Origin of the sequence: Nonomuraea sp. B12E4, from assembly GCF_039871825.1 — a bacterium.
In the GTDB taxonomy this organism is placed as follows: domain Bacteria; phylum Actinomycetota; class Actinomycetes; order Streptosporangiales; family Streptosporangiaceae; genus Nonomuraea.
In genome coordinates this window covers 40,016-62,398 of sequence record NZ_JBDPME010000010.1, presented here as the reverse complement: position 1 = coordinate 62,398, position 22,383 = coordinate 40,016, and the positions used below count along the sequence as shown (strand labels likewise).

Genomic DNA, 22,383 nt, shown 5'->3' with positions numbered 1-22,383 from the left:
CGCACTGTCGAGGAGAGGGCCCCTAATGAAACGCACTTTGGCATTGATCGCGATCGCCGCTCTGGTGGCCGGGTGTGGGGGCGGCGGTGGCGGGGAAACCGCGGCCCCGCAGGGCTCGCCGGGCAAGGTCACGCTCGAGTGGTGGCACCTGTCGACCGCCGAGCCGCTCAAGTCGCTGTGGGCGCAACGCGCCAAGGAGTTCGAGGCCAAGAACCCCAACGTCACCATCAAGGCCACCGTTCTGGAGAACGACGCCTACAAGGCCAAGCTCACCACGATCACGCAGTCGGGTAAAGCCCCCGACCTGTTCGCGACGTGGGGCGGTGGAGTGCTCAGGCAGCAGATCGACGCCGGGCTGGTCAAGGACATCTCCGCCGACGTCGCCGACGTGCTGCCCAACTTCACGCCGGCCGCGCTGAGCGCGTACACGTTCGACGGCAAGACGTACGGGCTGCCGACCGACATCGGCATGGTGGGTTTCTGGTACAACAAGAAGCTTTTCCAGCAGGCGGGCATCACGGAGCCGCCGGCCACCTGGTCGGCCTTCCTGGAGGACGTCAAGAAGCTCAAGGCCGCGGGCGTCACCCCGATCGCCCTGGCAGGAAAGGAGAAGTGGCCCGGCCACTACTACTGGGCCTACCTCGCCATGCGCATCGCCGGACTGCCGGCGCTGCAGCAGGCGGGTGTGGACCACGACTTCACCAAGCCCGACTTCGTGGCCGCCGGACAGCAGGTCAAGGCCCTGGCCGACCTGCAACCGTTCCAGAAGGGCTTCCTGGGCGCCGCGTACTCCACCCCGGACGGCCAGGCGGCCCTGATGGGCAACGGCAAGGCGGCCATGGAGCTGATGGGCCAGTGGGCGCCGAGCGTGCAGTCCGACGCGGGCAAGGGACTCGGCGATGACCTGGGCTTCTTCCCGTTCCCCGCGGTCGAGGGCGGCAAGGGCGCTGCCACCGACGCGTTCGGCGGGGGCGGCGGGCTGGCCGTGGGCGCGGACGCCCCGCCGGAGGCGGTGGAGTTCGTGAAGTTCATGACGGAGATGGGCAACCACTCCAAGGCCGTGGAGTCCGGCGGGGTCCTGCCGGTGCTCAAGGGCGAGGAAAACGTGATCAAGGACGTCAACCTCAAGCAGGTGGCGACACTGCTGGCCACGGCCGGCGGCTACCAGCTCTACCTGGACCAGGCCTACCCGCCGGCGGTGGGCCAGCAGGTCAACGACAGCGTGGCCGAGCTCATCGGCGGCACCAAGACCCCCGAGGAAATCGGCCAGGACATCAGCGAAGTGGCCAAGAGCGAAGGATGACGACTCTCACGAGAGGGCCGGAGGCTCGCCCGCTTCCGGCCCCCACCCCTGCCCCCAGGCGCCGCGGCCGCTGGGTGACCATCGCGTTGTTCCTGCTGCCCGCGCTCGTCCTGTTCCTGGCGCTGGTCGTGGCGCCCATCCTGGTGGCGCTGTACGCCAGCGTGTTCAGGTGGAACGGGTTCGGCGGCCTGCCCACCAACTTCATCGGGCTGGACAACTTCACCAGGCTGTTCAGCACGGAGATCTTCGCCCAGGACCTGTGGCACCTGCTGGTCCTGGTCGTGCTGTCGATCGTGATCCAGCTCCCGTTCTCGCTGGCCATCGCCATGCTGCTGAACCAGCGCATACGCGGGCGGGCGGTCTACCGGGTGGTGTTCTTCGCGCCGTACGTGCTCTCCGAAGTGATCACGGGCGTGCTGTTCTCGCTGATCCTGTCGCCCGACTCGGGGCTGGCGAACCGGATCCTGTCGGTGGTCGGCTTGGAGTCGGAGTTCCTGGCCGATCCCGCCACCGTGATGCCGTCCCTCTTCCTGGTCATGACCTGGAAATACTTCGGCTTCCACATGATGATCTATCTGGCCGGCCGGCAGAACATCCCGAACGAGCTCGTCGAGGCCGCCCAGATCGACGGCGCGACCAGTTGGAAGACCTTCCGGCACATCACGCTGCCGCTGCTCGGCCCGACCATCCGGATCAGCATCTTCCTGTCCGTCATCTACACCATCCAGCTCTTCGACCTGGTGTGGATCCTCACCCAGGGCGGGCCCTCGCACTCCTCCGAGACGATGGCCGTCACCATGATGGACTGGGGCTTCAAGCGCTCCCAGGTCGGCTACGCCAGCGCCATCAGCGTCGTGATGTTCGCCCTCAGCCTCGTCTTCGCCCTCATCTACCAGCGCTTCGTGATGCGCCGCGACCTGGCGGGCGCGACCACCACCATGGGAGACCGCCGATGAACCACGGGAAATCGACCCCGATCCGGCGCAACACTCTCCCGCTGCACGCGATCGCGTGGATCGTCGGCGCGTTCATCCTGATCCCGGTGGTGTACGCGGTGCTCGGCGGCTTCAAGCCCACCAGCGAGCTGTCCACCAATCCGTTCGGCCTGCCCGAGACGTGGATGACGACCAACTACACCGAGGTGCTCGGCTCCGGCTCGTTCTGGCGGCAGTTGTGGAACAGCACCTTCATCGCTTTCCTCACGACCGTGCTGACGGTCGGGGTGGCGGCACTCGCGGCGTTCGTCTTCGCCAGGTTCGCCTTCCGGGGCAGGGAGCTGTACTTCACGCTGTTCACGGCGGGGCTGATGTTCCCCTTCGCGGTGGCCATCCTGCCGATCTTCGTGCTGCTGCGCGCGTTCGGCCTGCTGGACGACCCGATGGGCGTCATCCTGACACAGGCGGCGTTCGGGCTGCCGCTGACGATCATCATCCTGCGCGGTTTCTTCCGCAGCATCCCGGGCGAGATCGAGGAGGCGGCCATCATCGACGGCTGCAGCCCGTTCGGGTTCTTCTGGCGGATCCTGCTGCCGATGGCGCGGCCCGCCATCGCCACCGTCTCGGTGCTGGCCATCGTGGGGAGCTGGAACAACTTCATGCTGCCGCTCGTGGTCTTCAGCGACGAGACGAGCTGGACGCTGCCGCTCGGCATCCAGCAGTTCCAGGGCCAGTACGCCTCCGACACCGCCCGCATCCTCGCCTACCTCGTGCTGGCCATGGTGCCCGCGCTCGGGTTCTACGCCATCGCCGAACGTCACCTGGTCGGCGGGCTGACCGCGGGCGCGACGAAGGGGTGATCCGCTGATCTGAGGGAACACTCCAGAGAGGGTGACTGTCCCGTTCCGTCCTTGCGCTGGGTATGCTTCGCCTGATTAATTAGGTAAGCCTTTCCTCAGTAAGAAGGGTGGGACGGTGTTCGCCAGCTACCTCATCGGACTGCGCGAAGGGCTGGAAGCGGCACTCGTCGTCTCCGTCCTGATCGCATTCCTCGTTAAAAGTGACCGAAACGACAAACTTCCCCAGGTCTGGGCCGGCGTCGGCGCGGCGGTGGCCCTGTCCGTGGGGTTCGGGGCGCTGCTGACCTTCACGGCAGCGCATCTCGAATACCAGAGTCAGGAGCTGTTCGACGCGATCACCTCGGTGCTCGCGGTCGTGTTCGTGACCTGGATGATCTTCTGGATGCGGCGGGCCGCCCGCGCGCTCTCCGGCGAGCTGCGCGGCAAGCTCACCGACGCGCTCCAGCTCGGCTCGCTGGCGGTGGTCGTGATGGCGTTCCTGGCCGTCGCCCGCGAAGGGCTGGAGACCGCGCTGCTGTTCTTCGCGTCCGTGCAGGGCGCCACCACGTCGGCGGCGCCGCTGACCGGGATCAGCCTGGGGCTGGTCAGCGCCGTGCTCATCGGCTGGGGCATCTACCGCAGCGCCGTACGGATCAACCTGACGAAGTTCTTCACCTGGACCGGGCTGCTGCTGATCCTGGTGGCCGCGGGCATCTTCAAGTACGCCGTGCACGACTTCCAGGAGGCCGGCGTCCTGCCCGGCCTGAACACGTACGCCTTCGACATCAGCGCCGTCCTGCCGGCCGACTCCTGGTACGGGGCGCTGCTGGCCGGCATGCTCAACATCACGCCGCAACCCAGCGTGGCCGAGGTCGTCGCCTGGGCCGTCTACCTCATTCCGACCCTCTTTTTCTTCCTGCGCCCGCAGCGGGTGAAGCCCACCCCGGCCGCCGCCTCCTCCGCAGCCTGAACAGGAGCATCATGCGCACCGCAATCCGCCTGTCCGCCGGAGCCCTCGCCCTGGCGGGGCTGACCGCCTGCGGCTCCGGCGGCACGCCCACCACCTCAGGATCCGCCACCCCCGGCAAGATCGCCGTGGCCGCGTCCGACACCGAGTGCAAGGTCGCCGCCTCCGAGGTCGCGGCCGGCACCAGCACGTTCGCGATCACGAACGGCGGCAGCAAGGTCACCGAGTTCTACGTGTACGCCGCGGGCGACCGCATCATGGCCGAGGTCGAGAACATCGTGCCCGGCCTGACCAGGGAGCTCATCGCCGAGCTGCCCGCGGGGGCGTACGAGACCGCGTGCAAGCCCGGCATGGTCGGCAAGGGCATCCGCAACGCGCTCAAGGTGACCGGCGAGCACAAGGCGCTCACCACGGACGCCAAGCTGGCCGACGCCGTCCAGAGCTACAAGCGTTACGTCAAGACGCAGAGCGACACGTTGCTGGTCAAGACGCAGGAGTTCGTGGACGCGGTCAAGGCGGGCAAGATCGACCAGGCCAAGAAGCTCTTCCCGGTCTCGCGTACGTACTGGGAGCGCATCGAGCCGGTGGCCGAGATCTTCGGCGACCTCGACCCCGCCATCGACGCCCGCGAGGCCGACCTGGCCGAGGGCGAAGAATGGACCGGTTTCCACCGGATCGAGAAGGACCTGTGGATCCACCAGGACGTCAGCAAGGACGGCCCGGTGGCCGACAAGCTGATCGCCGACGTCAAGACCATCGTGCAGAAGGCGAACGCCGCCGAGCTGACCCCACTGAACCTGGCCAACGGCGCCAAGGAACTGCTCGACGAGGTGGCCACCGGGAAGATCACCGGCGAGGAGGACATCTGGTCGCACACCGATCTCTGGGACTTCGACGCCAACCTCGAAGGCTCCAAGGCCGCCGTGCAGGCGCTCCGGCCGGTGCTGGAGGAGCGCTCTCCCGACCTGGTCAAGACGCTGGACGAGAAGTTCACGGCGGCCGAGGCGGCGCTCGCGGCGCACCAGAAGGGTGACGGGTGGCGGCTGCACAACGAGCTGTCCAAGGCCGAGCTGAAGACGTTGTCGGACGCGATCAACGCACTGGGCGAGCCGATCAGCAAGATCGCGCCGGTGGTGGCGAAGTAGGGGGTGACGGGTATGTCTGAACCTGCGAACTCCGGAGACGACGCCCCGCGCCCGTCGGATCCCCCACGAGACGAGACGACCGCGAACTCCGCGGACGAGGCAGCCGCGACCAGGGGCGGCAGGCTCAGCCGGAGAGGGTTGTTCGGGCTGGGGGCGGCGGGCGCGGCGGTGGTGGGCGCCGGCGCCGTGACCGCCCGCTCCCTCCTGCCCGGCGAGCGGCCCGTCGCGCACGTCGCGCATGCCGCCGCCGCGACCTCCGCCCCGTACCCCTTCTACGGCGAGCACCAGGCGGGCATCGTCACCCCCGCCCAGGACCGCCTGCACTTCGCGGCCTTCGACGTCATCACGGACGATCGGGCCGAACTGGTCGATCTGCTGCAGGAGTGGACGGCCGCGGCGGCGCGGCTGACGCAGGGCAAGGAGGCCGGGACGTTCGGCGCGGTCGGGGTGTCCCCGCAGGCCGCGCCCGACGACACGGGCGAGGCCCTCGGGCTGCCCGCCTCGGGGCTGACGCTGACGATCGGGTTCGGGCCCTCCCTCTTCGACGAACGCTTCGGGCTGGCCCGGCTACGCCCCGCCGCCCTCGCCGACCTGCCGAAATTCCCGGGAGAGCAACTCATCCCGGAAATTTCAGGAGGCGACCTCTGTGTGCAGGCGTGCGCCCACGACCCCCAGGTAGCCGTGCACGCCATCCGTAACCTCGCCAGGATCGGCTTCGGCAAGGTCTCCGTACGCTGGTCGCAACTCGGCTTCGGCCGTACGTCCTCCACGTCCCGCGCCCAGGCCACCCCGCGCAACCTCATGGGCTTCAAGGACGGCACGAACAACCTGAAACTGGAGGACGCCGACCTGCTGCGGGCGCAGTTGTGGGCCGACGGGCGGGACGGCGCCGCCTGGATGGCCGGCGGCAGCTACCTGGTCACCAGAAAGATCAGGATGACCATCGAAACCTGGGACCGCACGTCACTCGCCGAGCAGGAGCAGATCTTCGGCCGTGACAAGGTCGAGGGCGCACCCCTGGGCGGCAAGTCCGAGTTCGACCCCCTGAACTTCACGACCAAGGGTCCGGACGGGCAGCCGTACATCAAGGATGACGCCCACATACGCCTGGCCCACCCCACCGCCCACGCCAACGCCCACCTACTGCGCAGGGGCTACAACTTCGTAGACGGCTCCGACGGCCTGGGCCGCCTGGACGCGGGCCTGTTCTTCATCGCCTACCAACGCGACCCCCGCAAGCAGTTCGTCCCGATCCAGATGACCCTGGCCAAGTCCGACCCACTGAACGAGTACATCAAACACGTCTCCAGCGCCCTGTTCGCCTGCCCCCCAGGCGTACGAGACGCCGGCGACTACTGGGGCCGCCCCCTCTTCGAACCCCAGTAGGCCAGCCCCCGCCCAAGCGCAAAGGGCTTCGCAGGAGGCGCTTCGCGCAAGCAGCTCAGACTGTTCTTATTTGGGCGCCTACCGGCGCAACCCCCCGCGCCTCCGGCGCCATCACTCCCACCCGTTGCCCGACGAGGTGGTCACCTGGCGGGACCCCACCCAAACAGCCGCTCGCTGAAGCTCCACTCATGACTCGGTCACCTGATGGACTTGGTCAGGAGCGAGTGAGCCTTGGACCCACGTCCCGGAACTGCGATGTGCCATCGAAACATGCGACAACCTGTTCGTCCACCAGCGTGGGCGCAGCATTCACGGACAGCACCGCAGCCAGGGAGTGAAATACTGTTCCACGAACTGCACACGCGCCCAGGCCGCCCGTGAACAGCGCAGGCGCCAGCGCGGCATCAGTTGAATGACTCGCCGCTCCGCTCCTGGACAAAGCTGTGCCCCGGCTGCGTGCGATGCAGAGGCATAACCGGGGCTTATGGCTCGTACAGTATCACCCTCAGTGCTGACAGGAAACCCTAGGAAACCGAAAGGCTCCCGCGATGCAAGAAGCTGAGGCCAGGCGGCTGTGTCATCTGCTGTCCCCCCTCCGCCTGGCCGACTACGAGCACCGCTGCGGCGGCGACCCGGTCGCTGCGCTTCGACTGCACTGCTGGAACACCGAGATCAGCGAGGCGTTCTACGGGCCGCTGCAGTACCTGGAGGTGGCCCTGCGCAGCGCCATGACGCGCGGTCTTACATCGAGTAGGCGCCGGAGGCGAGGGCGATGACGCCGCCTACGCTCAGCAGCAGCGTCGAGCCGGGGTGCATGGCGATCGAGATGCGGATGTCCTGCTTCTTCCAGGCGAGCCAGACGCCCGGGTAGATGAAGACGAGCTTCGACAGGACCGTCCAAGGGGCCCAGAAGTGGTACACCGAGAAGAAGAAGGTGTTGAAGAACGGGGCCCACTTGCCGAGCTGCGGGAGGCGGGGCAGCAGGAAGCCGCGGAAGTAGTACTCCTCGATCAGGGGCAGGGTGAAGCCGGTGAACGGCGCGCAGATGAGCAGCGTGGTGAGCACGAGCTCCTGCGGGTAGCCCTGGAGGTAGGTAGTGCCGTCGGGGCCGGCGCCCTGGTAGTCCACCCAGGTGAAGAACCAGTCGTAGACGATGTTGTTCAGCGGGGTCAGCGAGAGCGAGACCACGGTCATCCACACCAGGCACGCGGCCCCGAGCCAGAAGACCTTGCCGCGCGAGACCGGCTTGTCGCGGTAGCGGACGACGCCCTTCATCGTGAAGCGGCCGGTCTGTTTCTTGCCCAGCCACAGCAGGAAGAGCTGGAGCGGGAAGAGCACAACCGCGAGGGCGATGGCCCAGGCCAGGAAGATCGGGAAGTCCATCGCCCGGACCAGGGGGGCGGCGATGAACGCGTACACGGCGACAATGACCGCGCCGGGCACCAGGTGCAGTGCGATGGAGAACGGGACGGAGTGACGGTCGGCGAGGAGCTTCGCGACGAAGCCCTTCGGCTGGCCGCCTTGGGTGTCGGCCGGGGGCCGCATTGCTACATCCATGCCGAGAATCGTGGCCCCCCGACCCAACACGGAGCTGACATCGCGCTGACACGGCTTCGAGTCCCCGGGAAAGGCGTAGGTCACGGCCCGTGCGGACCGCGCGGGAGCTATCGGGTCGCTCCGCGTCGCGGGTTCGACGGAGATCGGAATTATCTCCAGGAGCTGCTGTACGGCGACGCCGCCCCCGACGCCGAGACCGTATGGCAGATCACCGCAGACGACAGCGCTCCGGTCACTGACCTTCAGATCCGTGCGAGCCATAGACATTCTGTCCGCGCCGCGCTCAACAGCTGGGACATGGCTGGGGCTGATCGGAGCCGCAGGACCTCCTTCGTCGGGCCCACGGCATCGAAACGCGGCATGCTGCTCTCCGTGGAGTTGTTGATGGCGGTGCGGGTCGATGATCAGCCAGCCTCGTCTGAATCGGCACCCCAGCGTGCAAGAGGCCGTCGTGTACTGCAGAAACAACAAGTGCAGCATCCCGTTCCCTCACATCTCCCTCGGCGATCGGCACATCATCGCACTCGTTGATCCATTTTTTGAAACAGGCCCAAAGATGATTCACGTTGGCTGGATCGCCAGGCCGTGTTCACCGTGTCGGAGCCGCCTGCCGTCTGGAGTCGCGGAATGTCCTTGACGCCAGAAAAGTTGACGAGCGTATGAAGAAGATCGGTTTCCTGAGCTTCGGGCATTGGTCGTCGTCGCCGCATTCGAAGGCACGAAGCGCGTCCGACACCCTGCTGCAGTCGATCGAACTGGCGGTGGCCGCCGAGGAACTCGGTGCCGACGGCGCCTACTTCCGCGTCCACCACTTCGCCCGGCAGCTCGCCAGCCCGTTCCCGCTGCTGGCGGCCGTCGGCGCGCGGACGAGCCGGATCGAGATCGGCACGGGCGTCATCGACATGCGCTACGAGAACCCCCTCTACATGGCCGAGGACTCCGGCGCGGCCGACCTCATCGCGGGCGGGCGGCTCCAGCTCGGCATCAGCCGCGGATCACCCGAGCAGGTGATCGACGGCTGGCGCTACTTTGGCTACGAGCCGGCCGAGGGTGAGACGGAGGCGGACATGGCGCGCAGGCACGCGGAGGTCTTCCTCACGGCGCTGGAGGGCGAGGGGTTCGCCCAGCCGAACCCGCGACCGATGTTCCCCAACCCGCCCGGCCTGCTGCGCCTCGAACCGCACTCGGAAGGACTGCGACAGCGCATCTGGTGGGGTTCCAGCTCGAACGCCACCGCCAAGTGGGCCGCCGGGCTCGGCATGCACCTGATGAGCTCCACCCTCAAGAACGACGAGAACGGCAAGCCGTTCCACGTTCAGCAGGCCGAGCAGATCGCGGCCTACCGGGAGGCGTGGAAGGAGGCCGGTCACGAGGGCGAACCGCGGGTGTCGGTGAGCCGTTCGATCATGCCGATCGTCAACGAGACGGACCGCGCCTACTTCGGTCACGAGCGCGCCGGCTCCGACCAGATCGGCTTCATCGACGCCACCACCAGAGCCATCTTCGGGCGCACATACGCCGCCGAGCCCGACGTGCTCGTCAAGGAACTGGCCACCGACGAGGCGATCGCAGCGGCCGACACGCTCCTGCTGACGGTGCCCAGCCAGCTCGGCGTGGACTACAACGCCCACCTGCTCTCATCGGTCCTCACCCACGTCGCCCCCGCACTCGGCTGGCGCTGACGGCGACGCCTGCCGCCGGCGTCGCACCGTCGACGCACGTTCAACGTTTCCAGTCGCCCTCGAGTGTTGTCATCGTCAGCGGCACCCGTCCTTCGCCGCGGGCCGACGTAGCGGAGGATCCACAGTCCCTGGCCGCCCTTCTCCTGGCCGGGGACCCGCCAGCGGCCTGCCTCGACCGGGTTGGCTGGGTCGGTCACGTCGACGACACTCCAGCCGGGGTCCCAGAAGTGACCATGTAGAGGTACCAGCGGCCGGCCTTCTACCGGATCGCCATCTTGAACCCTGGGTGCTCGTCGAGATCGCAGTAGCCGACCACTGCGACGTTGCGGGCGTACGCGCCCTTGGGCGGGCTGACCTTCACATCGGTGTCAGCGCTCGCTGGGTTCGTTCATCCGCCGGTCGATCATCCCGACCTGGCTGTGGAGGACGTCCACCACCAGCCGTTCGTGCTCGCCGTGCCCGAGGGACAACCGCTGGCCGAGGACGTAAGCCTCGCGCAGGCGTGCGCGCTCAATCGCTGATCCAGCCGCCCAGGGAACTGAACCCGATCGGGCACGACAGCCTGCTGGCCGCCTGCCACCAGCACGGGGTGTACCCGGTGATCGCCCGCGAGGCGTCGCCCGAGCAGACGATCATCGCGCTGGTGGCCGCGGGACTTGGCTGCTCGGTGCTGCCGGAGGCGGTGCGGAACTCCGGCTATCCCGGCGTGGTCTACCGCCCGGTCGGAGGCGGGCGCTTCGGCATCACCACCTCGTCATCTGGTCGCGGCACACCCTCGAACCGTCCGTCCGTCCGGCTCTTCCTCGAACTGTTCCGTCAGCCGGTGTAGCGCAGGGTGTGAACGAGGAGCGACCGGTCATCCCTCACTGCGGGCCGCCGTCGAGCGCGAACGGGATGTTACGCCATGGGCTGCCAGGGACATGGGTGAGAATGCGATGCGGGGTGAGCGCAGAGGCGTACATGTGACCGAACGCCTCCTCATCGAAGCGCAGCACTCGCCCCAGGATGTATCCTGCGGAATATTCCCCCCACGTGCGGTAGACCCGCCGGGCCAGCTCGCCAGCCTTGATCACCACCTGCTCTGTCTCGTACGGCTCGGCGAAACGGGCGCTCAGCCCCCAGCGCGCGAAGTTCACCGCTCGTCCGAAGTCGTAGGCGAGTGCTGAGGCCACGAGGCCGTCAGGTGGCAGGATGCCGTCCGCGCGGAAGCGCTCCTCGTACCGCGTGATCTTCCCGATCAGCTGCATCAGGGCCTCGATGCCGGGCCCGCCCACGCCCCGCTGGGCGAGCACGTCTGCCGCCGCCTGCCGCCAGAACGACGGATCCCGGTGTGAGCCCGGATACTGCCGGGCGAGATCGCTCCTCAGCCGCAGCAGGAACTCGGGCTCGGGCGGGCTGTTGCGCCCCTCAAGCAGCGCCGTCACCTGCGCCTGCCAGTTGGGCCGATCGGTGACCCCCCAGGACTCGCGAAGCGTCTCGACGTCCGCTTCGTAGCTGGTGTAGATGTCGCCGACCTCGTTCCAGATCACCCCGTTGTGCACGGCGAGATGCCCGCCGCAGGCCAGCCCGTGGGCGAGGCTCCCGTTGAGCGGTCCGGTGTACTTGGTGAGCAGCAGGTCGGCGTCGTGCCCTTTCTTGAGCACGTTCTTCTTCAGGGATTTCCAGTGGCGGCGGTTGCGCCTGGCGTCGGGAAAATACGTCCCCGACGGGCTGCCCGGGTTGACCAGCAGCCCCTGCAACTCGCCGCCCCACCATTCCTCGGGCGGGAAGGGCAGCGAGACCGCGCAGGCGACGACGTCGGGCCGTCTCCTGGGCAGTTCGCCGCGCGTGTAGACGACCAGGCAGTCCTTGCCTTCCGGTCCTTGTTCGGTCAGCCAGTTCACGACCAGCTTCCTGCGGTCGACCCTGTCCTTCGGCTTGTAGGAGAACGTGTCCACGCTCAACAGGACCTTCACGTAGCCGTCCCAGTCGCCGCGCGACTTGGCGTCGAACAGCACGCGTTCGACATCCGTGGACGGCACCCAGGTCGACCCGTCGCCTGCCGCGTTCTTAATCGACATTCCCATGAAGGCACACCTTATTGGCTGATTTCAACCGGCACCGGCCCAACTTCGCTGGTCGCCGGTCACTCGATGGCTCCGGCGACCTGCTCCCAGCGCTTGTCCAAGGCAGTTGCGAACGCCTCACCGGCGCAGCGCCTCGGCCGCCTTCTGCACGGCCCACCTTGACGTATCCGCCGAGATCCACCCGTGCGCCTCGGCGCGGCCGGGCGGTCGGCCAGGGCGATGCTTCGTGTGCGCTTCCAAACCGATGTAGAGGCAATGTCAAAGAACTGTGCATCACACGACAATAGGCTTCCCTGCTGCTTGATTAGGCTTGCGGCAGTTGTTTCGAGTTGAACAAGCAATGAAGGGAAGCGGCATGAAGCTCGCATTATTTGCGACTGTCGTAGCGGCAGCGGGGATTGTTGCCCTTACACCTGGCGCGGCCCACGCCGACCCTCCGCCGACTGGGTGTAGCAGCGGGTTCCTCAGCGGCTTCGAAACCTGGGCCGTGTGTACTCGTGGGGCAGGGTACTACCGTGCCGTCGCCGTCTGCACTAACTCCCTCGGGGATTCGATCCCGATCGCCAGCTTTTGGATGGAGGTCGGCGGCCCCAGGGTATCGGCCAAGTGCCCTGGCAACTATCCGAGGGCCACTGGCCACAAATACAACGTCAGAACGTACTGATCACCAGATCGGTGAATGCGAGCATCGCCGCTGGTGGCGCCAGGTGCGGCCTGGTGGTCACGCGCCCTGTGCGTGACCACTCGCGGCGGGTGTACTCCACTCGGACCGCGGAGTACGCCGCTGGCCGCTACCAGGACCCATACCAGTGATTACGCGTGGTGCGGCCGATGGACCGGGTCGGCTGCACGCTCGGCAACGTGGCGGCAGAGGCGTTCAACAGCGGCCCGTTCGCCGCCTCAACGTCGCGGGTGGCGGCGTCACCGGCGAGGTACACCGCCGGCACCGCGCCGCCGAATTCAAGAAGTTCCCGGCCACGATCGATCAGACGGTTCCGGCCGAGCTGGACGTCCGCCTGATCCCGCCGCGAGGTTCACAAGAGCGTCCAAAGCGGACATGGCCATTCCCATGCCGGAAGTCGGCGCGGGCCCGGACCTCGATATCCGCCACACGACGCAGTTGCTCCGTGTCGGCAGACTCGTCTGTCGTGCTGGATCGCGACCTGCGGTGTGCCCGGTCACGCCTTGGCCGCCAGGGGTCGCCATGCGTTCCAGGTGTCGAGTCGCTGCCGGTAGGCGGCTTCGACGACGGGATAGGGATAGGTGCCGAGGAAGAGCCGCAGGGGCGGCTGCTCTGACACGCGCCGCCCTTCGGCGAGCATGGTGAGTGCCCGCAGGCGATCTTGCTCCGGGCCAGTGCGACGCACCTGCCGGTTACCGGTGACGGAGCGTCCCCGGCCTGCGCAGCCGATCGGGTGAACGGCCGGCTGAGAACCTGTCGGGTAGCGGCGGCACGTTGCCGTGCCGCCGCCCCCTCAGAATCGGGCGAGCAGGCTTTCCCCGCACCACGGCTCAAGCAGGCCCCGAGGGCTCGACGGGTGAGAATGTGGCCGGTCTCCCGCGGTTGCGTGACCGGAGGCTGTGGTAGCGGGAGGTGTGCACCATGCGTGTTCGCTTGCTGTCCGGCGTGCGGTGCCGCTCGTGGGTGAGATAGTCGGCGGCAATCGCCCGCCGAGCAACACCCAGCCACCAGCGTTCCCATTGGTTCGGGGACTGTGGCGGCTGGTCAGCGGTCAGAAGATGCTCCCCGCTGACTCCCCTGGCGCTCGCGACATCATTCCAAGGCCCTGAGACTTGTCAGCCCGGCGTGATCCGTACAGGCTCGGGCGAGGGCGCCCCTGCCGCGATGAGTTCAGGCCGGGTCGCGAGTCTGTTCTGCTAACCGTCGGAGGACGGTCGTACGACGCTGCCCGGCAACGAGACACCACGGAGGACACCATGACGACCACGCCGGACGACCCGACCACCGCTCTGCCCGGCCGCCCGCCTGTCGTTGACCTGGCCACCTGGCAGGCCGCCCGTGACAAGCTCCTGGTCCGCGAGAAGGCCCACACCCGTGAGGGCGACGCCCTCGCCGCGGCCCGCCGCCGGCTGCCGATGGTGGAGTTCGACGGGACGGTCGAGGTCGTCGGACCCGACGGCCCGGTCCCGTTCCTGGACCTGTTCCAGGGCCGCGAGGAGCTCCTGGTCTACAAGCACATGTGGTACGACGGCGCGCCGCACCAGGGGCAGTGCGAGGGCTGCACCAACGCGGCCTGGCACCTGAGGGACGCCGTCTACCTCAACGCCCGCGGCATCTCGTTCGCCATCCTGACCACGGGCCGGTGGGACGAGGTGGCCTCCTATGTCGAGTTCATGGGCTACACCCAGCCCTGGTACTCGGTGCGCGACGTGGACGCGCCGGTCGGCGACAGCATGGGCTCCATCACCTGCTTCCTGCGCGACGGCGACCGTACGTTCCTCACCTACTCCACGACGGGCCGTGGCAACGAGCCGACCAACGGGTCCTTCGGCCTGCTGGACATGACGCCCTACGGCCGCCGCGAGGGGTGGGAGGACAACCCCGAGGGCTGGCCCGAGGCCCCTCAGGCCGGCTCGCCGGTCGGTGGGCATGGCGCGCCGATCTGCTGGTACTGGCGCTCCGACGCCGACGGGAACGCCACCTGGGGCCCGACCAGCCGCCCCGTACCGCAGTGGACCCGCCCCGGCGCGACCCCCGTGGAGACCCTAGGCCGGCAGGGCCATCACCACTGACGTCCCCTGCCACCGCCGTGCCGCCCCCGCCGGCGTACTTGTCGGCCTCGGGCTTGCCGGGCTTGATGGGCTCGTCCTTCTTCCCGCCCGCATGCTTCCCGCCCACGCGTGCCCCTCATCTCAGGTGATCGCCTACCGTGAGGGTAAGGCTACGCAGAGACGGGCAAGGTGAGGTCGCGTACCCGCCCGCTGACGACCGTCCAGCGACGGGTTCGTCCCGGATCAGCCCCGCTGGGGCGGGGGATTTCGCGACATGATCCGAAAATGTCGGGTGGATCTGGTAGGACAGGAGCCCCGACCCCCCGACATGAGGACCTCTCATGACCGCTTTGGAGCTCTACCAGCAGTACGCCGGGATGCCCTCGGCCTCCGTGCCGTGGGAGGAGCAGTCGGAGCCGCAGCCCGAGGCGGGCGCCGTCGTGTGGACGTTCGGTGCCGGCGACTGGTACGACGACAGCTTCGAGACGATCGGTGAGTGCTTCGACTGGTTCTTCGAGCACGTGGACACCGCCAAGGTCCGGGCCATCAAGGTCGAGGACTGGGGCGAGTGCTACTCCGAGGACAGCGCGCCGGTTGTCAGGCGGCTGGTGGAGGAGGCGGCCAGGCTGCCTGAGCTGCGTTATCTCTTTCTCGGCGAGATCGCCTCCGAGCAGGCCGAGATCTCCTGGATCCAGCAGTCCGACGTCACGCCGCTGCTGGAGGCGTACCAGGGGCTGGAAGTGTTGATGGTGCGCGGCGGATCGGGGCTACGGCTCGGGCCGGTGCGGAACGAGTCGCTGCGGATGCTCGGCATCGAGACCGGCGGCCTGCCCGGAGAGGTGGTGCGCGGGATCGGCGATTCCGATCTGCCCGCGCTGGAGCATCTGGAGCTCTGGCTCGTCGTCAGCCACTACGGTGGTGACACCACAGTCGGCGACTGCGCCGGGATTCTGAGCGGCGAGCGCCTGCCCAAGCTGCGCTATCTGGGGCTGCGGGACAGCGAGATCGCCGACGAGATCGCCGCCGCCGTGGCCGCCGCCCCCGTCGTGGCCAGGCTGGAGACGCTGAGCCTGGGGATGGGCACGCTCGGCGACGACGGGGCGGAGGCGCTGCTCAGCGGCCAGCCTCTCACCCACCTGCGCACGCTCGACCTCCAACACCACTTCATCAGCAAGGCCATGAGGGCCCGCATCACGGCGGCGCTGCCCGAGGTGGTGGTCAACCTTTCCGACGCCCTGCAGGAGCAGTATCACTCGCCTTACGTCGCGGTGAGCGAGTGAGTGACCGACCCCCTACCCGCCCGGGGTGAGGACTTTTCGGGGGGTGATCCGGAATGTCGGGTGGATCTGGTAGGACAGGACCCACCGATCCCCCGATATGAGGACGTTCCATGGCCTACGACGGCGACGAGCCGCCCCACAAGCGCTACGCCGGTTTGCCCACAGCCCATGTGCCACGGCGCCGGACCGACGCGGGTGCCGTGGCGTGGTATCTCAGCGCCAGCGAGTGGAGTCCTGATGGTCCCACGGCCATCGCCGAGTCCTTCGACTGGTTCTTCGAGCACGTGGACACCGCCAAGGTCAAGGCCATCGTGATCGGCGGTTGGGAGGAGTGCTACTCGCGGGACAGCGCGCCGATCGTCAGCCGCCTGGCCGGCAATGCCGACCGGCTGCCCGGGCTGCGCTCGCTCTTCCTCGGCGACATCGACTCCGAGCAGGCCGAGATCTCCTGGATCCAGCAGTCCGACATCACGCCGCTGCTGGAGGCGTACCCGAAGCTGGAGCGCCTGGAGGTGCGCGGCGGCACGGGGCTGAAGATGCGGCCCGTGCGCCACGAGTCGCTCAAGAATCTCAGGATCGAGACCGGCGGCCTGCCCGGAGAGGTGGTGCGCGCGGTCGGAGACTGCGATCTGCCCGCGCTGGAGCACCTGGAGCTCTGGCTCGGCGTGGACGAGTACGGCGGTGACGCCACGGTCGCCGACTGCGCCGCGATCCTGAGCGGCGAGCGCCTGCCCAAGCTGCGCTATCTGGGGCTGCGGGACAGCGAGATCGCCGACGAGATCGCCGCCGCCGTGGCCGCCGCCCCCGTCGTGGCCAGGCTGGAGACGCTGAGCCTGGGGATGGGCACGCTCGGCGACGACGGGGCGGAGGCGCTGCTCAGCGGCCAGCCTCTCACCCACCTGCGCACGCTCGATCTCGAATACCACTACCTCAGTGAGGCCATGGCGGCCCGCGTCAAGGCGGCGCTGCCCGGGGTGGCGGTGGACCTCTCCGACGCCCAGGAGGAGGACGGCGAGGACGACTGGCGTTACGTCGCGGTCAGCGAGTGAGCGTGCGTTTCGCCGTGGTCGGCACGCCCGGTGACCGGCGGGTCGGCCTGTTCCGTGACGCGGTGGTCGGGCAGGGGCTCGCCGAGCCGTACGTGGTCCCGTGGGTGGACGTGCTGGCCGGGTGCCCGCTCGGGGTGCCCGAGGGGGCGCTGCTGCGGATCGACTCGCCCGGGGAGGACGCCACGGCCGACGAGTTGCTGCGCGGGCCGGGTGATCCCGCGCGGGTCGGCGGGGGCGCGGCCTGGTACAAGGCGTTCACCGCCGGGCTGGAGCGCCTCGCCACGCTCCCGGGGGTCCGGTTGCTGGGGGACGTGGGCGAGATCGGGGTGATGTTCGACAAGCGGCGCTGCCACGCGGCGCTGGCGGGGGCAGGCGTGCCGGTGCCGCCCGCGTTCGAGGCCGGTTCGTACGCGGACCTCCGCGAGGGCATGGCCGGGCCCGGCTGGGCCAGGGTGTTCGTGAAACCGGCGCACGGCTCGTCGGCCTCCGGGGTGATCGCGTTCCAGACGCACGGCGGCCGGGTCAAGGCCGTCACGTCGGCCTCCTGGATCGACGGGGTGTGGTGCAACTCGCTGCGGGTGCGGACCGTCACCGACGAGGCGGAGGTCCGGCGGCTGGTGGACTTCCTGGGGGCCGACGGGCTGCACGTGGAGCGCTGGTTCCCGAAGGCGTCCGTCGGCGGCGCCGCGTTCGACCTGCGGGTGGTGACCGTGGCCGGGACGCCGACGCATGCCGTGGTGCGCGTCGGCCGCGCTCCCATGACGAACCTGCACCTCGGCGGGATGCGCGGGGATCTGGACGTGGTGCGGGGGCGGGCGGCGCTGTGGAAGCGCGTGCTGGACGTGTGCGGTCAGGCGGCGGCGTGTTTCCCGGGCAGTCTGAGTACGGGGGTGGATGTGCTGGTCGGGGCGGACTGGCGGTCGGTGGTGGTGGCGGAGGTCAACGCGTTCGGAGACCTGCTGCCCGGTTTGACGGATTTTTCGGGACATGGGCGCGACACCTATGCCGAGCAGGTCAGGGCGGTCCTCGATGGCCGGCACTGACAACGCGACGGCCGGCACGGCACCCGACCTCAACACGACGGCCGGCGCCCAGCTCGACCTCAACCGCATTGTCGGCACCCACGACCTCCTCCTGGTCACGCTCGACACGCTCCGCTACGACGTCGCCGCCTCCCTGGCCGACGCGGGCCTGCTGCCGAACCTCCTGCCCCCCGGCGTGCGCTGGGAGCGGCGGCACAGCCCCGGCAGCTTCACCTACGCCGCGCACGCCGCCATCTTCGCCGGCTTCCTGCCCACCCCCGTCGCCCCAGGCCCACACCCCCGCCTGTTCGCGGCCACGTTCCCGGGCAGCGAGAGCACGGCGGGCGGCACCTGGGTGTTCGACGCGCCCGACCTGCCCACCGGCCTGGCGCGAGCCGGCTACCACACCGTGTGCGTGGGCGGCGTCGGGTTCTTCAACAAGCTGACCCCGCTCGGCTCCGCCCTGCCCGGCCTGTTCGCCGAGAGCCACTGGGAGCCGGAGTTCGGCGTGACGGACCCGGCCTCGCTGGAGCGCCAGATCGACCGCGCCGGCGAGGTGCTGCGTGACCGGCCGGAGCCGGTGTTCCTGTTCGTCAACGTCTCGGCCCTGCACCAGCCGAACCACTTCTACCTGCCCGGCGCCACCGGCGACTCCCTGGAGAGCCACGCCGCCGCGCTGCGGTACGTCGACCGGCACATCGGCCGGCTCTACTCCCTCATGAGCAGCCGCCGCCCGTGCCTGGTCATCGTCTGTTCCGATCACGGCACGGCGTACGGCGAGGACGGGCACGTCGGTCACCGCATCGGCCACGAGGTCGTGTGGACTGTCCCCTATGCCGAGTTCATCCTGGAGTGCAATGCGGCCGCCTGAAGGGCCCTACACAAGCTACGTCTACGCCTACCCGCACAAGACCGCCTACCGGCCGCTCGACCCGCGCCCGCACCTCAAGGAGGTCTGGGCCGGGGAACGCCCGGGAGCGCTGTACGTGCACATCCCGTTCTGCGAGATGCGCTGCGGCTTCTGTAACCTGTTCACCCGCACCGGCGCCCCGGAGGAGCTCGTCACGGCCTACCTCGACGCCCTGGAGCGCCAGGCGACGCAGGTGCGCGACGCGCTGGAGGAGACCGCCTTCGGCACGGCCGCGTTCGGCGGCGGGACGCCGACGTATCTCAGCGCCCGCGAGCTGACCCGGCTGTTCGACCTCACCGAACGCACGATGGGGGTGGACCTGGCACGGATCCCCCTGTCGGTGGAGACCTCCCCCGCCACCGCCACGCCCGACCGCCTGTCGGTGCTGGCCGAGCGCGGTACGACCCGGGTCTCGATCGGCGTGCAGAGCTTCGTGGACGCCGAGGCCCGCGCCGCCGTACGCCCGCAGAAACGCGCCGAGGTGGACGCGGCGCTGGACGCGATCAGGGCGGCGGGCGTGCCGGTGCTGAACATCGACCTGATCTACGGCATCGACGGGCAGACGCCCGAGTCGTGGGCGTACTCGCTGGACGCCGCGCTCGGCTGGCGACCCGAGGAGCTCTACCTCTACCCGCTCTACGTCCGCCCGCTGACCGGGCTCGGCAAGCAGGGGCGGGCGTGGGACGACCAGCGGCTGGAGCTGTACCGGGCAGGGCGCGACCACCTGCTGGCCGCGGGGTACGAGCAGGTCTCGATGCGGATGTTCCGCCTCCCAGGCTCGCCGGCGACGACCGGTTACTGCTGCCAGACCGACGGCATGGTGGGGCTGGGCTGCGGCGCGCGGTCGTACACGAGCGGGTTGCACTACTCCTTCGACTACGCCGTCGGGGCCCGGCCCGTGCGGGCGATCATCGACGACTACGTGGCCGGCACCGAGTTCGGCACGGCGGATGTGGGCTTCGCGCTTTCGGCCGAGGAGCGCAAGCGGCGCCACCTCATCCAGTCGTTACTGCAGGCGGAGGGCCTGTCGCGGCAGCTCTACGCCGAGCACTTCGGGAACGACGTGCTGGCGGACTTCCCCCTGGACGAGCTCGGCGAGCGCGAGTGGCTGACCGTCTCGCCCGCGACGATCTCGCTCACCCCCGAGGGGCTGGCCCATTCCGACGCGATCGGGCCCGCCCTGTTCTCACCGGAGGTCAGGCGGCTCATGGACGAGTACGCCGCATGCTGACCATCCTCTATCGCGGCCCGCTCGCCAGTTGCGACTACGACTGCTCGTACTGTCCGTTCGCCAAGCGGCGCGACACTCCCGAGCGGTTGCGGGCGGACCGGGCCGCGCTGGAGCGGTTCGCCGGGTGGGTGGCGGCGCAGGACTTCGAGGTGTCGGTGCTGTTCACGCCGTGGGGCGAGGGGCTGGTCAGGTCGTGGTATCGGCGGGCGCTCGTCGAGCTGTCCTGGCTGCCGAACGTGGCCAGGGTCGCCATCCAGACCAACCTGAGCTGCCGCACGGAGTGGCTGGCCGAGGCGTCGGACCGGGCCGCGTTGTGGGTGACGTATCACCCGACGCAGGTCCCCTACGAGCGGTTGCTGGGCAAGCTTCGTTCCTTGCCGGTGCGGCACAGCGTCGGCATCGTCGGCGACCCCGCGCACCTGGAGGACGCCCGGCGGCTCAGGGCGGATCTGCCCCGGGAGACGTATCTGTGGGTCAACGCCGAGGAGGGCCGCCGCTACACCGACGCGGAGGCGGCCGAATGGTCGCGGATCGACCCGCTCTTCCGCCACAGCCGCTTCGCCCACCCGAGCGCGGGGCTGCCGTGCCGGACCGGGGACAGCGTGATCTCGGTGACCGGCGACGGCACCGTCCGCCGCTGCCACTTCGTCCCCGAGGTGCTGGGCAACCTGTATGACGGCTCATACAGGGAGGCGTTGCGGCCCAGGCCGTGCCCCGCGACGGCGTGTGACTGCCACATCGGATATGTCCACCTGGAGCCGCTCGGTCTCTACGACGTCTTCACCGGCGGGATCCTGGAGCGGATCCCCGCCGCCTGGCCCGGAGCCTGACCCGGAGGCTCAGGTCTCGCGTTCGGGCCGGTAGTCGGCCTCGGCCACGCCGAACGTCCACGCGACCCCCTCCCGCGCCCGCCGGACCCACGGCGGCACCCGCAGGAAGTAGGTGCGGCGGGTGCCGTCGGGCTCGGGCGTGGAGTTGACCACCTCCACCATGACCAGCGGCTCGTCATCGGGCAGCTCGACCCGCCACAGCTTGCCGGTCTCGTCGGCGTGCACGGGCCGCGCACCCGACGCGGCGAGGTAGCGGTCGAGCCCGAAGTGCTCCAGCATGACGCGGCGCAACTCGGCGTTGGACTCGGCGCGGATGCGCTCCGGGGTGAGGTCGCCCATCGAGGCCACGAAGTCCGCGGGAACGGGCATGCCGTGCCAGGCGTGCAGGCCGAACCCGTCGGAGTAGGCCACGGCGGGCCCGCCGGCACGATGCAACCGCCCGAGCTCGTCGAGGTGCAGCTCGGCGGGCCGCTCGGTGACGATCGCCAATCGCTCGAACGGCCACCACCAGCCCGCGCGCTCCGCCACCCGCTTGAGCCCGTCGAGCCCGTCGAACGCCGACAGCCAGGGGGCGTCGTGCTGCCCGAGCACCGCGTCGAGGGTCGCCTCCCGCGCCGACCGCCCGGCGAGCTCCCCGCCGGGCAGTTGGGCGATGGCCCGGCGGAGGTCGGTGACCAGCCGGTCGACCCCCGGCCACAGCCGCCCGCCCGTCTCCGCCCAGAACGCCGGCCACCCGGCGGCCCCGAGCTCCTGCTGTGCCGCGGCCCTGGCCCGCTCCCAGGGCACGGTGCGGACCTCGTTACGCACTGACCGCCCGGGCTCCCCGAGTGCCTCCGCCGCTCGGATCGCCGGCCCGATCCCCGCAAGCTCACCGCCGGTCCCCGCGCGCCCGGCCTCCTCCAGCGCCTTGCGCACGCGGTCGCCGCCCGTCAGCCAGGCCGCCGCGACGGCTCCCGCCAGGGGCGAGGCCAGCACCACCACCCGCTCGGGCTCGGCCAGCCCCGCCTCCCGGTAGGCCTGCCGCACCGCGGGCTCCGCGTCCTCACCCGGGCCGGTGCAGTAGGCGAGCCGCTCCCACGTCAAGGTCTCCATCAGTCGGCCACCACCCGGTAGGAACCCGGCACGTATTCACGCTGGCGGATCACGCGATACCACCCCTTGGGCAACGAGATCGCGTCGTGCTCCTCGTGCACGAGCCTGCCGCCCTCGGGCAGGTGCAGGAAGCCGCCGGAGAGCGTGCCGGGGCCGGGAATCGCATGGCAGTGCCCGGTGGCCTCACCATGGGCCAGCACGAGCCGCCCGCGGGCGTCGCGCGGCTCGGGCCGCACCGCACGTGGCGCGGACTCTTCCGGCACGGGCACGATCAGAATGTCGCCCTGTCGGTACATCGACCTACCTCCGTCTCGGGGATGATCGCAAGCTATCGCCGCCGACCGACAATTCCCGGG

At 69.2% G+C, this 22,383-nt stretch carries 22 protein-coding genes; 17 read left to right on the top strand and 5 right to left on the bottom strand.

Annotated elements, in window-relative coordinates:
* The first annotated feature begins 25 nt into the window (after nucleotides 1-25).
* The 7 genes from ABGB18_RS23145 to ABGB18_RS23115 all read left to right on the top strand — a co-directional run bounded on the left by ABGB18_RS23145 (nucleotide 26) and on the right by ABGB18_RS23115 (nucleotide 7,351).
* Nucleotides 26-1,303, top strand: coding sequence for an extracellular solute-binding protein (locus ABGB18_RS23145; protein WP_347697653.1), 1,278 nt, complete (start codon nucleotides 26-28; stop codon nucleotides 1,301-1,303).
* Nucleotides 1,300-2,259, top strand: coding sequence for a sugar ABC transporter permease (locus tag ABGB18_RS23140; RefSeq protein ID WP_347697652.1), 960 nt, complete (start codon nucleotides 1,300-1,302; stop codon nucleotides 2,257-2,259). Before ABGB18_RS23145 ends, ABGB18_RS23140 begins: the two co-directional genes overlap by 4 nt.
* Nucleotides 2,256-3,098 carry a carbohydrate ABC transporter permease gene (locus ABGB18_RS23135; RefSeq protein ID WP_347697651.1) on the top strand — a complete coding sequence of 281 codons (843 nt, stop codon included), beginning with the start codon at nucleotides 2,256-2,258 and terminating at the stop codon, nucleotides 3,096-3,098. The genes ABGB18_RS23140 and ABGB18_RS23135 overlap by 4 nt, the downstream gene beginning before the upstream one ends.
* Nucleotides 3,099-3,213: 115 nt before the next feature.
* Complete coding sequence (gene efeU, locus ABGB18_RS23130) at nucleotides 3,214-4,047, top strand: iron uptake transporter permease EfeU (RefSeq protein ID WP_347697650.1); 834 nt, start codon at nucleotides 3,214-3,216, stop codon at nucleotides 4,045-4,047.
* An 11-nt stretch (nucleotides 4,048-4,058) separates the two neighbouring features.
* A complete protein-coding gene (gene efeO, locus ABGB18_RS23125; RefSeq protein WP_347697649.1) occupies nucleotides 4,059-5,189 on the top strand; it encodes an iron uptake system protein EfeO in 1,131 nt (376 codons plus the stop codon).
* Between the two features lie 12 nt (nucleotides 5,190-5,201).
* Nucleotides 5,202-6,575: an iron uptake transporter deferrochelatase/peroxidase subunit gene (gene efeB / locus ABGB18_RS23120; RefSeq protein ID WP_347697648.1), complete on the top strand. Its 1,374-nt coding sequence runs from the start codon at nucleotides 5,202-5,204 to the stop codon at nucleotides 6,573-6,575.
* A gap of 548 nt (nucleotides 6,576-7,123) precedes the next feature.
* Nucleotides 7,124-7,351, top strand: coding sequence for a hypothetical protein (locus ABGB18_RS23115; protein ID WP_347697647.1), 228 nt, complete (start codon nucleotides 7,124-7,126; stop codon nucleotides 7,349-7,351).
* On the opposite strand, the gene ABGB18_RS23110 is transcribed toward ABGB18_RS23115, so the two are convergent.
* A complete protein-coding gene (locus ABGB18_RS23110; RefSeq protein WP_347697646.1) occupies nucleotides 7,317-8,132 on the bottom strand; it encodes a CPBP family intramembrane glutamic endopeptidase in 816 nt (271 codons plus the stop codon). The two genes, ABGB18_RS23115 and ABGB18_RS23110, sit on opposite strands and share 35 nt — an antisense overlap.
* Nucleotides 8,133-8,791: 659 nt before the next feature.
* On the opposite strand from ABGB18_RS23110, the gene ABGB18_RS23105 reads away from it, so the two are divergent.
* The 3 genes from ABGB18_RS23105 (at nucleotide 8,792) to ABGB18_RS23095 (ending at nucleotide 10,643) form a co-directional block, all read left to right on the top strand.
* Complete coding sequence (locus ABGB18_RS23105) at nucleotides 8,792-9,814, top strand: LLM class flavin-dependent oxidoreductase (protein ID WP_347697645.1); 1,023 nt, start codon at nucleotides 8,792-8,794, stop codon at nucleotides 9,812-9,814.
* Between the two features lie 365 nt (nucleotides 9,815-10,179).
* Nucleotides 10,180-10,335 carry a hypothetical protein gene (locus ABGB18_RS23100; protein WP_347697644.1) on the top strand — a complete coding sequence of 52 codons (156 nt, stop codon included), beginning with the start codon at nucleotides 10,180-10,182 and terminating at the stop codon, nucleotides 10,333-10,335.
* Nucleotides 10,317-10,643, top strand: coding sequence for a LysR substrate-binding domain-containing protein (locus ABGB18_RS23095; protein WP_347697643.1), 327 nt, complete (start codon nucleotides 10,317-10,319; stop codon nucleotides 10,641-10,643). The genes ABGB18_RS23100 and ABGB18_RS23095 overlap by 19 nt, the downstream gene beginning before the upstream one ends.
* 34 nt (nucleotides 10,644-10,677) lie before the next feature.
* Here ABGB18_RS23095 and ABGB18_RS23090 read toward each other — a convergent pair whose 3' ends face one another.
* Nucleotides 10,678-11,880 (bottom strand): DUF1266 domain-containing protein, encoded by a 1,203-nt coding sequence (locus ABGB18_RS23090; protein WP_347697642.1) that lies wholly within the window; start codon nucleotides 11,878-11,880, stop codon nucleotides 10,678-10,680.
* Nucleotides 11,881-13,058: 1,178 nt separating this feature from the next.
* A complete protein-coding gene (locus ABGB18_RS23085; RefSeq protein ID WP_347697641.1) occupies nucleotides 13,059-13,181 on the bottom strand; it encodes a hypothetical protein in 123 nt (40 codons plus the stop codon).
* Between the two features lie 637 nt (nucleotides 13,182-13,818).
* Here ABGB18_RS23085 and ABGB18_RS23080 point away from each other — a divergent pair.
* The 7 genes from ABGB18_RS23080 to ABGB18_RS23050 all read left to right on the top strand — a co-directional run bounded on the left by ABGB18_RS23080 (nucleotide 13,819) and on the right by ABGB18_RS23050 (nucleotide 20,935).
* Complete coding sequence (locus ABGB18_RS23080; protein ID WP_347697640.1) at nucleotides 13,819-14,634, top strand: DUF899 family protein; 816 nt, start codon at nucleotides 13,819-13,821, stop codon at nucleotides 14,632-14,634.
* A gap of 320 nt (nucleotides 14,635-14,954) precedes the next feature.
* The gene (locus tag ABGB18_RS23075) at nucleotides 14,955-15,893 is read left to right on the top strand and encodes an STM4015 family protein (RefSeq protein WP_347697639.1); all 939 of its coding nucleotides are present in this window, start codon (nucleotides 14,955-14,957) and stop codon (nucleotides 15,891-15,893) included.
* Nucleotides 15,894-16,003: 110 nt separating this feature from the next.
* Nucleotides 16,004-16,942 (top strand): STM4015 family protein, encoded by a 939-nt coding sequence (locus ABGB18_RS23070; protein WP_347697638.1) that lies wholly within the window; start codon nucleotides 16,004-16,006, stop codon nucleotides 16,940-16,942.
* Entirely contained in the window at nucleotides 16,939-17,985 is a 1,047-nt protein-coding gene (locus ABGB18_RS23065; RefSeq protein ID WP_347697637.1) for an STM4014 family protein, read from the top strand. The genes ABGB18_RS23070 and ABGB18_RS23065 overlap by 4 nt, the downstream gene beginning before the upstream one ends.
* Entirely contained in the window at nucleotides 17,972-18,835 is an 864-nt protein-coding gene (locus tag ABGB18_RS23060) for an STM4013/SEN3800 family hydrolase (RefSeq protein WP_347697636.1), read from the top strand. Before ABGB18_RS23065 ends, ABGB18_RS23060 begins: the two co-directional genes overlap by 14 nt.
* Nucleotides 18,822-20,105, top strand: a complete 1,284-nt coding sequence (locus ABGB18_RS23055; protein ID WP_347697635.1) for an STM4012 family radical SAM protein — start codon at nucleotides 18,822-18,824, stop codon at nucleotides 20,103-20,105. Before ABGB18_RS23060 ends, ABGB18_RS23055 begins: the two co-directional genes overlap by 14 nt.
* Nucleotides 20,099-20,935 (top strand): STM4011 family radical SAM protein, encoded by an 837-nt coding sequence (locus tag ABGB18_RS23050; protein WP_347697634.1) that lies wholly within the window; start codon nucleotides 20,099-20,101, stop codon nucleotides 20,933-20,935. Before ABGB18_RS23055 ends, ABGB18_RS23050 begins: the two co-directional genes overlap by 7 nt.
* Before the next feature lie 9 nt (nucleotides 20,936-20,944).
* On the opposite strand, the gene ABGB18_RS23045 is transcribed toward ABGB18_RS23050, so the two are convergent.
* Together ABGB18_RS23045 and ABGB18_RS23040 are read right to left on the bottom strand one after the other, a co-directional pair.
* The gene (locus ABGB18_RS23045) at nucleotides 20,945-22,027 is read right to left on the bottom strand and encodes a DUF6745 domain-containing protein (protein WP_347697633.1); all 1,083 of its coding nucleotides are present in this window, start codon (nucleotides 22,025-22,027) and stop codon (nucleotides 20,945-20,947) included.
* Complete coding sequence (locus tag ABGB18_RS23040; protein WP_347697632.1) at nucleotides 22,027-22,323, bottom strand: hypothetical protein; 297 nt, start codon at nucleotides 22,321-22,323, stop codon at nucleotides 22,027-22,029. The genes ABGB18_RS23045 and ABGB18_RS23040 overlap by 1 nt, the downstream gene beginning before the upstream one ends.
* Between the last annotated feature and the right edge of the window lie 60 nt (nucleotides 22,324-22,383).

Bases quoted from the DNA above. Each gene is read 5' to 3' on its own strand.
- ABGB18_RS23080 (WP_347697640.1), top strand. From the start codon at position 13,819: ATGACGACCACGCCGGACGACCCGACCACCGCTCTGCCCGGCCGCCCG.
- ABGB18_RS23145 (WP_347697653.1), top strand. From the start codon at position 26: ATGAAACGCACTTTGGCATTGATCGCGATCGCCGCTCTGGTGGCCGGG.
- ABGB18_RS23070 (WP_347697638.1), top strand. From the start codon at position 16,004: ATGGCCTACGACGGCGACGAGCCGCCCCACAAGCGCTACGCCGGTTTG.
- ABGB18_RS23110 (WP_347697646.1), bottom strand. From the start codon at position 8,132: ATGGATGTAGCAATGCGGCCCCCGGCCGACACCCAAGGCGGCCAGCCG.
- ABGB18_RS23045 (WP_347697633.1), bottom strand. From the start codon at position 22,027: ATGGAGACCTTGACGTGGGAGCGGCTCGCCTACTGCACCGGCCCGGGT.
- ABGB18_RS23060 (WP_347697636.1), top strand. From the start codon at position 17,972: ATGGCCGGCACTGACAACGCGACGGCCGGCACGGCACCCGACCTCAAC.
- ABGB18_RS23055 (WP_347697635.1), top strand. From the start codon at position 18,822: ATGCGGCCGCCTGAAGGGCCCTACACAAGCTACGTCTACGCCTACCCG.
- efeB (WP_347697648.1), top strand. From the start codon at position 5,202: ATGTCTGAACCTGCGAACTCCGGAGACGACGCCCCGCGCCCGTCGGAT.
- ABGB18_RS23135 (WP_347697651.1), top strand. From the start codon at position 2,256: ATGAACCACGGGAAATCGACCCCGATCCGGCGCAACACTCTCCCGCTG.
- ABGB18_RS23075 (WP_347697639.1), top strand. From the start codon at position 14,955: ATGACCGCTTTGGAGCTCTACCAGCAGTACGCCGGGATGCCCTCGGCC.
- ABGB18_RS23040 (WP_347697632.1), bottom strand. From the start codon at position 22,323: ATGTACCGACAGGGCGACATTCTGATCGTGCCCGTGCCGGAAGAGTCC.
- ABGB18_RS23140 (WP_347697652.1), top strand. From the start codon at position 1,300: ATGACGACTCTCACGAGAGGGCCGGAGGCTCGCCCGCTTCCGGCCCCC.
- ABGB18_RS23090 (WP_347697642.1), bottom strand. From the start codon at position 11,880: ATGGGAATGTCGATTAAGAACGCGGCAGGCGACGGGTCGACCTGGGTG.
- efeO (WP_347697649.1), top strand. From the start codon at position 4,059: ATGCGCACCGCAATCCGCCTGTCCGCCGGAGCCCTCGCCCTGGCGGGG.
- ABGB18_RS23050 (WP_347697634.1), top strand. From the start codon at position 20,099: ATGCTGACCATCCTCTATCGCGGCCCGCTCGCCAGTTGCGACTACGAC.
- ABGB18_RS23115 (WP_347697647.1), top strand. From the start codon at position 7,124: ATGCAAGAAGCTGAGGCCAGGCGGCTGTGTCATCTGCTGTCCCCCCTC.
- ABGB18_RS23105 (WP_347697645.1), top strand. From the start codon at position 8,792: ATGAAGAAGATCGGTTTCCTGAGCTTCGGGCATTGGTCGTCGTCGCCG.